Source organism: Gemmatimonadota bacterium (assembly GCA_016209965.1).
Taxonomy (GTDB): domain Bacteria; phylum Gemmatimonadota; class Gemmatimonadetes; order Longimicrobiales; family RSA9; genus JACQVE01.
Genome location: JACQVE010000278.1, coordinates 1 through 9,245, shown reverse-complemented (window position 1 = coordinate 9,245; position 9,245 = coordinate 1). Strand labels below are relative to the sequence as shown.

The 9,245-nt window shown below is 69.9% G+C and carries 13 protein-coding genes and 1 tRNA gene; 4 read left to right on the top strand and 10 right to left on the bottom strand.

Annotation, left to right across the window (positions count from 1 at the left end):
• On the top strand, window positions 1–726 hold a 726-nt coding region (locus HY703_11105), incomplete at its 5' end, for an aminotransferase class I/II-fold pyridoxal phosphate-dependent enzyme (protein ID MBI4545734.1).
• Window positions 727–836: 110 nt separating this feature from the next.
• Here HY703_11105 and HY703_11100 read toward each other — a convergent pair.
• The 3 genes from HY703_11100 to HY703_11090 form a co-directional block, all read right to left on the bottom strand.
• Window positions 837–1,505 (bottom strand): SOS response-associated peptidase, encoded by a 669-nt coding sequence (locus HY703_11100; protein MBI4545733.1) that lies wholly within the window; start codon window positions 1,503–1,505, stop codon window positions 837–839.
• Between the two features lie 697 nt (window positions 1,506–2,202).
• Window positions 2,203–2,682 (bottom strand): YbhB/YbcL family Raf kinase inhibitor-like protein, encoded by a 480-nt coding sequence (locus HY703_11095; GenBank protein MBI4545732.1) that lies wholly within the window; start codon window positions 2,680–2,682, stop codon window positions 2,203–2,205.
• Between the two features lie 179 nt (window positions 2,683–2,861).
• Window positions 2,862–4,253 (bottom strand): caspase family protein, encoded by a 1,392-nt coding sequence (locus tag HY703_11090; protein ID MBI4545731.1) that lies wholly within the window; start codon window positions 4,251–4,253, stop codon window positions 2,862–2,864.
• A 300-nt stretch (window positions 4,254–4,553) separates the two neighbouring features.
• On the opposite strand from HY703_11090, the gene HY703_11085 reads away from it, so the two are divergent.
• From HY703_11085 to HY703_11075, 3 genes are read left to right on the top strand one after another with little or no spacing between them, the layout of a single operon-like run.
• The gene (locus tag HY703_11085) at window positions 4,554–5,237 is read left to right on the top strand and encodes a site-specific integrase (GenBank protein MBI4545730.1); all 684 of its coding nucleotides are present in this window, start codon (window positions 4,554–4,556) and stop codon (window positions 5,235–5,237) included.
• Window positions 5,137–5,385 (top strand): hypothetical protein, encoded by a 249-nt coding sequence (locus HY703_11080; GenBank protein MBI4545729.1) that lies wholly within the window; start codon window positions 5,137–5,139, stop codon window positions 5,383–5,385. Before HY703_11085 ends, HY703_11080 begins: the two co-directional genes overlap by 101 nt.
• Complete coding sequence (locus HY703_11075) at window positions 5,382–5,636, top strand: type II toxin-antitoxin system RelE/ParE family toxin (GenBank protein ID MBI4545728.1); 255 nt, start codon at window positions 5,382–5,384, stop codon at window positions 5,634–5,636. The genes HY703_11080 and HY703_11075 overlap by 4 nt, the downstream gene beginning before the upstream one ends.
• 119 nt (window positions 5,637–5,755) lie before the next feature.
• Here the strand turns inward: HY703_11075 and HY703_11070 are convergent.
• From HY703_11070 to HY703_11040, 7 genes are all read right to left on the bottom strand, one after another.
• Window positions 5,756–5,830 (bottom strand) — tRNA-Val (locus tag HY703_11070).
• Window positions 5,831–5,840: 10 nt separating this feature from the next.
• Entirely contained in the window at window positions 5,841–6,047 is a 207-nt protein-coding gene (locus HY703_11065) for a hypothetical protein (GenBank protein MBI4545727.1), read from the bottom strand.
• 95 nt (window positions 6,048–6,142) lie between these two features.
• Window positions 6,143–7,144 (bottom strand): hypothetical protein, encoded by a 1,002-nt coding sequence (locus HY703_11060; GenBank protein MBI4545726.1) that lies wholly within the window; start codon window positions 7,142–7,144, stop codon window positions 6,143–6,145.
• A gap of 7 nt (window positions 7,145–7,151) precedes the next feature.
• Window positions 7,152–7,805: a gliding-motility protein MglA gene (locus HY703_11055; GenBank protein MBI4545725.1), complete on the bottom strand. Its 654-nt coding sequence runs from the start codon at window positions 7,803–7,805 to the stop codon at window positions 7,152–7,154.
• Window positions 7,805–8,296, bottom strand: coding sequence for a roadblock/LC7 domain-containing protein (locus HY703_11050; protein ID MBI4545724.1), 492 nt, complete (start codon window positions 8,294–8,296; stop codon window positions 7,805–7,807). Before HY703_11050 ends, HY703_11055 begins: the two co-directional genes overlap by 1 nt.
• The gene (locus HY703_11045; GenBank protein MBI4545723.1) at window positions 8,293–8,646 is read right to left on the bottom strand and encodes a roadblock/LC7 domain-containing protein; all 354 of its coding nucleotides are present in this window, start codon (window positions 8,644–8,646) and stop codon (window positions 8,293–8,295) included. Before HY703_11045 ends, HY703_11050 begins: the two co-directional genes overlap by 4 nt.
• Window positions 8,643–9,245: roadblock/LC7 domain-containing protein (locus HY703_11040; protein MBI4545722.1), on the bottom strand; the 603-nt coding region annotated here is incomplete at its 5' end. The genes HY703_11040 and HY703_11045, both read right to left, overlap by 4 nt.

Sequence of the window (9,245 nt, the reverse complement as noted above, 5' to 3'; positions counted from 1 at the left end):
GGGCTCGAGGATGCGCTCGAGGCGGCGGCGGGGCGGGCGCGCCGTGCCATCGTGCTGACGGACGGGATCTTCAGCATGCGCGGCGACCACGCGCCGCTGGACCTGATCATGGAGCTGGCCCGGCGCTACGACGGCGGGTTCGAGGAGAACGTGCTGGTGGTAGTGGACGACTCGCACGGCGTGGGCGCGTTCGGCGAGACGGGCCGCGGCACCGAGGAGTACACGGGCGCTGCACCCGTGGATCTGCTGGTCGCCACGCTGGGGAAGGCGCTGGGGGTGAATGGCGGATACGTCGCCTCCTCGGCCGCCGTGATCCGGTACCTGCGAGAGACCTCCCCCTTCTACATCTACTCGAACCCGATCACCGTGAGTGAGGCGACGGCGGCGCTCGCGTCGCTCGAGATCCTGGACAGTCCGCGGGGCTGCGAGCTACTGGCCCGGCTACGCGGCCTGACGCGGCGCTTCGAGCAAGGACTGGTCAGGCTGGGCTTCGAGGTGATCCCGGGCGAGCACCCGGTCGTGCCGCTCATGGTGCGGGACACCGCCAGGACCCGCGACCTCGTACGCCACCTCTACGCCAACGGGATCCTGGTGACGGGGCTGAGCTATCCGGTGGTGCCGCGCGGCGACGAGGAGATCCGGTTCCAGGTCAACGCGGATCATACGGAGGCGGATATCGACGAGGTGCTGCGGGTACTGGGGAGCTACGCGGCGGACCAGCGGTAGGCGCTGCCGCCGCGCAGCAGAGTACGCATTCGCGAGCCGCGGTGATAATAGTCGGGTACGGGTACGGGTGCGGGTACGGAAAAAGGAGTGAGAGCGGGAAGGGGTTGCAGTTAGAGCGGTTCGAGGCACTCGGGCGAGTCGTTGTCGGGCGAGTTGACCAGGCGCGAGACGGGGTAGGCGTGCAGATCGAGCGCCGACGCGACCGCATCCACGCGGCGCAGCAGGCTTTGGGTGTCGACTTCCGGGTCCAGCCAGGCCTCACGAGTGGCGGCGTCGCCCAGGATGACGGGCATGCGGCCGTGGATCGGCCGGATGCAGTCGTTGGCGCGCGTGGTGAGGATGGCACAAGAGCCGACGAGCTCGGAGTCGGGTGCGCGCCAGCGGTCCCACAGGCCGGCAAACGCGAAGGGGCGCGCGGAGGGCAGTCGTACCCGGAACGGCGCGCTGCCGGAGCCTTCGCGCTTCCACTCGTAGAAGCCGTCGGCGAGGAGCAGGCAGCGGCGCCAGCGCAGGGGGTCGCGGAAGGCAGGGCGGGAGGCGACCGTCTCGATGCGGGCGTTGATCAAGCGGCTGCCGGTGGCGGGGCCGGGCGCCCAGTGCGGTATCAGCCCCCAGCGCAGGAAGCCTAGTCGCGGCACGCCCTCGCGCAGGCGCAGGGCGAGCACGGGCTGAGTGGGTGCGATGTTGTAGCGGGGGCGGTAGTCGAAGGGGACCTCAGGCAGCCCGAACTCGTCGAAGAGGTCGGCCTGCGACACGGCCAGCGAGAAGCGCCCACACATGCACCTCAGTTTGCAGTGCCGGCCGCAGTGCGGCAACCCGGCACTCAGTTTCTGGCCAACAGCGCTCCTCCCCCTCTTGCGGCTGAGTGCCGGGCTGGATGTAGAAAGCCCCCAGATGCGGCACGCCGCTTCCTGGGGGCTTTCCCTCCGCTGGCGGGATCCGGTCCCTTCGGTTCGACGTCACCACGTGCGGTGACCGGACCAGCTTCCCTTTCCCTCGCCTCGCGGTCAAGGCTCAGGCGCCCCTAGCTTTCGGGGCTTCGGTTGCGTCCAGCGACCCCGCAACCGGCTCGCTCAGGGCCGAACCCCTCTCGAGCGACCTTCCGGCAGCGTCCCGCCGGTCGGCCTGACATTGCGGGTGGAGACCGCCTCCCGCAACGTCTGAGCGCAAGGATAAAGCCTTCGCCTGCGCCCGTCAAGTCTTTCGGTTTTCGTTCAAGTCGATTCGGTCTGCGTTCGCCGTCCAATCGCAGATCTAATTGTGGCACAACGTGTTAGGCAGATGTATCTGGGGCGCGGCGGGACGCGGCGCGCTGGAGAAAATTAGGAATTTCTGCAAACGCCGCCAGGCGTTCCCCGAGGCCCGTCCGGAGCGCGGCGCGGGGGGACGCGGAGGCGGTGAAGCCAGGGGCGGAGACGCGGGTGGGGAATCCCATCGGTTTGTGGGTGGGGAGCGGAAAGGTGCGGTCGCCGGGGGTTACTGTTTCCGCTTCTCGTACGTGCCGACCAGCTCGGCGCGGGCTAGCACGTGGCCTTCCATGGCCTTCTCGAGGTCGGCCTTGGTGGGCTGTTGCAGGTCGTCGAGCGAGGTGTCCAGCGCGTACAGCTTGTGGAAGTAGCGGTGGCGGCCGACGGGCGGGCAAGGACCGCCGTAGCCGGTGCGTCCCCAATCGTTTCGTCCCTGTCGCGTGCCCTGGGGCAGATCGCCGGGCGCCGCTGCTTCGGTCAAGCCACTGGCGGTAGCTGGCAGGTTGTAGAGCACCCAGTGGACCCAGGTGCGCTTGGGTGCGCGGGGGTCGGGTGCGTCGGGGTCATCGACAATGAGGGCGAAGCTCTGGGTACCGTCGGGGCCGCCGGTCCAGGCGAGCGGGGGAGAGACGTCGTCGCCCTCGCAGGTGTAGCGGCGCGGGATCTGCCCCTGTTCGGGGAAGGCGATCGAGGTCATGGAGAGCGCCATTGTGGGTACCTCCTGCGACGTATCGGGTTGGGGCGCCCCGGCCGGCTGCTCCTGCCGCTCGGGCTCCGCCCGGCAGGCGGTCGCGGCGACCAGCAGTACAGTGATGCGGCGGGCCCGCCAGGCGGCGAATGTTGGGGGGTTGCGGCGTCGCGCTCGCTCGAGGGCCCCTGGTCCGCTCCTCATCGCGTGGTAATGGCCATGGGCCAGTACCGGTCATAGGTGGTGAGCGAGATGGTGGGTATCTGGGCGTTGCGGGTAGCGCGGCGCACGCGGTCGCGCGTGTACTCCATCAGTTCGCCCAGTGTCACAATGTAGTCCTTATCCTCATCGGCGTCGCCCCGCAGTCCCTCGAGCAGGAAGTGGGTATAGACACCGTGGCCGCCGCCCCACTCGGCGCCTTCTTGCGAGAGCTGTGCCGCTTCCGAGGCGGTAAAGGCCACGAAGCCGCCGGAGGAGGTGCTCATGGCGTCCAGAAAGAGGCCATTGATCTGGTTGATGTTGACGGCGCGGCTGCCGCCCGCTCCTACGCCAGCCGAGTGGCAGGCATCGGTGAAAAGGATCTTGCTGCGGGCGTAGGCCTTGGTGATGGCCTGGTTGATGTCCTCCATGGGCACGCCGGTGGCCGCCAGGTCGGCGAGCTCGGTGTCATAGGCGAGGATATAGAGGTCGTTCAGGCGCTGTGGATCCGGCATCCCGTGGCCCGCGAGGTAGATAAAGATGACGTCGTCCTCGGTGGACTGCTTGAGGAAGGTGAGCAATGCCGAGCGGATGCTGCGGGCCGTGGCCTGCTGGTCGAGGAGCAGGAGGATGTTCTCCGCGGGGATGCCACCCAGGCCCGCCTCGGGCGAGCGCAGGAAGTCGTAAACGGCGCGCGCGTCCTCGTCTGCGTAACGCAGGTCCGGAATCGCGGGGTCCTTGTAGTCGCTGACCCCGATGACGACGGCCCAGCGCCGGCCCTTGAAGCCGCGGAGTCCGCCGGCATCGGCGGCTGCGGCGGCGACCGTGGGTGCGGCGGCCGCCGCCGGCTGGACCGGGAAGTTGCGGGAGGCGACGCGTCCGTCGGCGCCGCGCGCGGCGATCTCGACCTGCCGGGTGTCCGCCGCGACGGGCGCGTAACCGCTGAAGCTGGCGGCCATGCCGGACGGGTCCACGGTGAAAGCGGCGCGGGCGCCATTGATGCGCACGTCCGTGATGCCGCCCGCGTGCCGCACCGTGCCCCGGACCAGGATCGACCGTTTGGGCGCGATGCTGATTCCGCGGTTCCCCCCGCCCGCCCACTCGGAAGGCTCGAGGATGTCGATCACGGGCTCGGCACCGGTTCCGGCAGCGGCGGGGGCCGGGGGGGCCGGCGCGGCAGGCTGGGCTGGCGTGGCCTTCTCGCCGCCGCCGAGGAGCGGCTTGGCCGCGGCATCAACCGCCTTGTCCACCAGAGTGTCTGCCTTCTGACCGGCCTTCTCCTGAAGGCGCTCCTTCATCCGCTTCAGGATCTGGGCGTCGGCGGGTTCCGGCCGGACGGCCGTGGCTGCCAGGAGCAGGAAGGCGAGGGCGAAACTGCGCCGGACGCGGAGCATGGGAGCCTCCCGTGGCTTTTTGGAGTCGTTGTATTTGTAAGCAGGCCGGCTCGGCGCGGCAAGGGCGGGGGGCCCACGGCTCCCGGAGCCGATCCGCGCGGCGGCGAGGCCACAAAATACCAGGGGCGCCCCCCTGTACCGGCGGGGCGCCCCGCAGCGTTCGTGCGCAGGGCATCACTGGGCCTGCCACACACGGCCAAACCCAAGGGGCGGACCGGCGGGCGGGGACGCAGTCGCTCACCCACGCACGAAGACGGCCCCACACACTGCAATTTCCGCACCGCTCTCGTTCAGGAGGCAATGATCAGGCCGTTTTTCGCGGGGGCACTCAACGCCGAGATCGACGTGTACGCCACGGCGGCAATACGGCTGCTGCTCTTGACCTGCTGCCGGAAAACCGAGTTGCTACGCGCTCGGTGGGACCGCCTGGATCTGGAGACTCGCCGCTTACTCCTCGAGGACACCAAGACGGGCGAGCCGAAGATCGTGCCGCTTTCGGCTCCGACCATGGAGATCGTGCGCAGCCTGCCGAGGATGCTACATTCGCCGTGGATCTTCCCTTCCCCGAAGGACCAGCGGGAACCGCGCGAGGACATCGAGCGCGCCTGGGAGCGTATCCGCGAGGCCGCGCGCGTCCATGATGCGACCATTCATGACCTGCGGCGCACGAGGGGAGTTGGCTGGTGCAGCGGGGCGTCCCGCTCAAGGTGGTGGGCGCGGCGCTCGGGCACAGGGATAGCCGCTCCACGGAGATCTATGCGCGCATCGCCGCCACGCAGCCGGCCGAGGCGCTGGAGATGCTGGGCGAGGCGTTTGGCACTCTGCCCACGGCGGAGGGTAGCGGATCGTGAGGTCACGCATAAGGAAGGAGCGAAGGCACGCGATGACAACGCGCGAGCGGCTGCACCATTTGGTGGACGAGCTGCCAGAAAGCGAACACCCGACTGCTGTCCGAGTGCTCGAAGCATTGGCGCGGCTCGCTGATCCCGTGCGATGGGCGCTGGACCATGCGCCCCCGGAAGATGAAACCATCTCCGCGGACGAGCAGGCGGCGGTAGCGGAGGCGCGCGAGGACGTCAGAACTGGGCGAATCTCAACGCACGAGGAAATCAAGCGCGAGCTGGGGCTTTGAGCTACGCGCTGGTCTACACGGCCCGCGCACGCCGCGACCTGAAAAAGCTGGACGTCCAGACCGCAGCCCGCATTGTCGTCGCGCTCGAACGTTTCGCCGCGACGGGGCACGGCGACGTGAAGAAGCTTACCGACGTGCACCCGCCCGAATACCGATTGCGGGTGGGAGACCATCGGGTGCGCTTCCAGCGTGATGACACCGCGGAGTTGCTGATCGTGCTCCGCGTGTTGCCTCGGGGGGAAGCGTACTAATGAAAACGGCAATCGGCAGATAGGTTGCAGGGCCAAGCCGTGGCGGGCCGAAATTCCTTCGGCTGCTGACTCTATGCTGACTCTCGGACCGCTCGATGCTGTAAGTCTATGGGCGCTGATGGGCGCTAGTGGATTCGAACCACTGACCTCCTGCTTGTAAGGCAGGCGCTCTGAACCGGCTGAGCTAAGCGCCCGAAGGCATCCTCAGAGAATGATGCCCAGGGGAATGAGCACGGCGTAGCCGAGCACGAGGAGCAGCGGCGCCGCGACCGTGGACCCGCGCGCGAGCAGCAGGTAGCCGGCTGTAATGGCGGCCAGCGCGAGCGCCAGCAGCACGCCGTTGATAGGTGAGAACTGGAGCGACGCGCGCGACGCCTCTGCAGCTCCCCGGGTCTTCCGCAGGTTCGCCATGGTGCTAAATGTAGCGGAATAGCCGCCCAGTTCAAGCTTGCAGGCGAGCGGCGCGCTGGCCGCTCGGGGTTCCTCGACCCGCTAGCGTAAGGGATTCAGACGGGTCGGGTCTCGGGGCGGTCCAGCTCGGGGGGCGGTTCGCTGTCCGGCGGCGGCGGTTCCAGCCAGTAGGCGGGCGAGTCCGGCGGCTCGCTGGCGCGCAGTCCTGCGAGGCGGGTGCGGTCGCGGCGCCGGCGGACGGCGTAGAGGACGAGGAGCAGCACGGCCGCGAACAGCCAGAACACCAGCGAGTGGGTGAGGAAGACGGGCCAGCCGTAGCGCTTGCGCACCGCTTTGCGCCAATCCTCCTCGAACTGGCTGAGCGTGAGCCCGTAGGTGCGGCGCAGCGCGGGTTCGAGCGCACCCGCGCGCCTCCAGCGCTCGAGCAGCAGGCGCAGCCCGCGCTCGCCGCTCTGCTCGGTGAGGAAGCCGACAGCACTGGCGGCGAGCAGGTAGGCGACGCGCGCCTCCATTTCCGCGCCGGGCCAGGCGAGTTCGAGGGAATCGAGGGGCGGCGCGCGGTTCAGGGCGAAGGCCAGGCGCAGCATCCAGGCGGCCTCGAAATCCCACTCGCCGGCAGCCCAGCGGGCGTAGCCCTCGTCGAACCAGCGGGGGATGCGCGCCGCTTCCAGGTAGCGGTGCAGCGCGATGTGGGCCAGCTCGTGGCGGAGCACGCCTCCCAGTTCGTGAGCGGCTGCGCGATCCGAGGCGTAGGCCGGCAGCACGATCACACTCTGCTCCGGCGCCGCGACACCGGCACCCCATTCGGGCACGCGCCCACCGGTCAGGGAGTCGAAGCGCGGCGCGTCCGGCGCCAGGAATATCCGGACCGGCTCGGCTCCGTTCAGGACGCGGCGCGGCAACGCCGGCAGCGGCGGCGCGGCGAGCGCGAGGGCGAGCAGGCGCCGGGCCAGTCGTTCGCCGCCAGGCCAGTAGCAGAGTGTCAGCGCGGCGTTTCCGACGGCCAGCGGGCAGGAGGGCGTGGCGGCGGCCGGAGGCGCGGACGGGCGGACGGGGAGCGGGACCAGCGCAAGTCCGAGCAGCGCGATTCGGCTCACACGGCCACTAGCGCGCGCGGCGGCGGGCCCGCGGCTGGCCCGACGCCGTGCCGCCTCGGGCGGCGTGGCTGCCGGCCATGCCCCGGGAGAGGCTGCGCAGCACCTGCTCGCTGATGGCGCGCAGCGTGTCCATTACGCCGGCGCCGGTCACGGCAATGGAGGGGTAGGCCGACAGCTCCCAGAAGTTCAGCACTTGATCGAGCTCTGCCACGGGCAGGATGTCCGGCAGGTCGCGCTTATTATACTGCAGCACGATGGGCAGCTCGCGGATCTGGAACCCCTCCTCCAGCAGGTTGGCGTAGAGACTGCGCAGGCTCGAGACGTTCTCCTCGAGCAGCTCGCGCTGCGAATCGGCCACGAAGACCACGCCATCGGCGCCGCGCAGCACCAGGCGGCGCGTCGCCTCATAATACACCTGCCCGGGCACGGTATAGAGCTGGTAGCGCACGCGGAATCCCGAGATTGTGCCCAGGTCCAGGGGCAGGAAGTCGAAGAACAGCGTGCGGTCCGTCTCGGTGGCCAGCGAGATCATCTGGCCCCTGCGCGCATCGGGCAGGCGCTCGTGGATGTACTGCAGGTTGGTCGTCTTTCCGGACCGCCCCGGCCCGTAGTAGACGATCTTGCAGGTGATCTCACGCGTCGAGTAGTTGACCAGCGGCATCAGCTCTCGCCTGCCGTGTCGGGGTACAGGATCCCCGGGAACCCCGCGTTCATCTCGTCGTCGAAAGTGCGGGCGTCAGGCGCGCCGTAGCCGCCGGCCAGCTCGCCGCCGGTCAGCTCCTGCTCGAGCCGGTCGAAGAAGAGCTGGACCAGTCCGAGCGAGGAGTCTTCATCAAAGATCGCGACCAGGAACAGCTCACCGGCGGCTGTCTGGAGCGGTGCCAGGAAGAGCTGCCGCTCGCGCCCGGCGTGGTGCAGGTGACTCCAGCGGCCGGCTCCCGTGATCCTGGCCAGGCGGCGCGCGGAGGCGTGGGCCGCAGCGGCGAGGGCGGCGACGTCGCCCAGCCGGAAGGCGCGGCTGAATCCGTGCTGCGCGAGCACCCGGCCGCTCGTGTCCACGACCAGGACCAGGCGCACGCGCGCCTCGCGGAAGAAAGCGGCGATCGGCTCGGCCAGCGAGCCAATGAGCTGATCCAGCTCGCGCGCACTCATAGCAGCTCCGCGGCGATGCGCTGGGTTTCGACGCGCACGAGCCCGAGCTGCGCGTCCACTGCGGCCACGGCCACCACCAGGAGCGTGGGGGCGGCCGCACCCGCCACGAGCACGTGGCCGGCCTCCGCCTCGAGGTGCACGGTCTCGAGTGCGCCCAAACCGGCGTCCCCGGCGGCGCGAGCGGTCTGGCGATAGAGCGACGCCGTGAGCGCGGCCACTGCGCCGCCGTCCACACCGCCGGCGAGGTCGGCGGCTACGAGGACGCCGGCGTCGGCATCGACTAGCAGCGCGCCTTCCACGCCCGGCACGCGGCTCAGCCGATCGAGGACCGCAGCGAAGGCGTCGCTCACGCGGCCGTCTCGAGCAGGGGCTGCGCGAGGGCAGCGGCGCGGGCGGCGGTACGGAGCAGCCAGCCGGCGGGTGCTTCGTGGGTGACGGCCACCACCAGAGTATAGCCGCCGTCCAGCCGCGAGAGGTGGAGCGTGGCGGCGTCGGTCTCGAGCACCATGCCGCGCCACTCGCCCAGCGACAGGTAGACGGCAGCGCGCTCCGCCTCCTGCACGCCGCCGTCCAGCATGGCGGCGAGCGCCTCGGCGCGGGCATGGTCGCCATCGGCGAAGGTGCCGGCGAGGAGGAGCCCCTGTCGATCCACCACCATGGCGCCCAGGAACGGAGTCTCGGCGAGCAGCGGCTCGAAGACACGGGCCGGATCGACGACGGCAGCAGGGGCGCTCGCATAGAGGTAGGCTGGGGCGGCTGGCGCCATCCCGGCGGCCGCCTGCCGCTCGCGGGCCAGCCCGAGCGCTTCCTGCACGGTAGCATCTTGCGGCCGCTGCTCGGCCGCGCGCTCGAGGTGCCAGCAGGCGGCGTTGTATTCGCCCCGCTCGAGGCAGAGGAACCCCATGCCGCGGTGCGCCGCGAAGTTTTCGGGATCGAAGCGGAGGGCGGT

Excerpts from the sequence above, each read along its gene's own strand:
- HY703_11050 (MBI4545724.1), bottom strand. The coding sequence starts at position 8,296 with ATGAGTGCGCGCGAGCTGGATCAGCTCATTGGCTCGCTGGCCGAGCCG.
- HY703_11090 (MBI4545731.1), bottom strand. The coding sequence starts at position 4,253 with ATGCTCCGCGTCCGGCGCAGTTTCGCCCTCGCCTTCCTGCTCCTGGCA.
- HY703_11100 (MBI4545733.1), bottom strand. The coding sequence starts at position 1,505 with ATGTGTGGGCGCTTCTCGCTGGCCGTGTCGCAGGCCGACCTCTTCGAC.
- HY703_11065 (MBI4545727.1), bottom strand. The coding sequence starts at position 6,047 with ATGGCGAACCTGCGGAAGACCCGGGGAGCTGCAGAGGCGTCGCGCGCG.
- HY703_11080 (MBI4545729.1), top strand. The coding sequence starts at position 5,137 with ATGACAACGCGCGAGCGGCTGCACCATTTGGTGGACGAGCTGCCAGAA.
- HY703_11095 (MBI4545732.1), bottom strand. The coding sequence starts at position 2,682 with ATGGCGCTCTCCATGACCTCGATCGCCTTCCCCGAACAGGGGCAGATC.
- HY703_11055 (MBI4545725.1), bottom strand. The coding sequence starts at position 7,805 with ATGCCGCTGGTCAACTACTCGACGCGTGAGATCACCTGCAAGATCGTC.
- HY703_11085 (MBI4545730.1), top strand. The coding sequence starts at position 4,554 with ATGATCAGGCCGTTTTTCGCGGGGGCACTCAACGCCGAGATCGACGTG.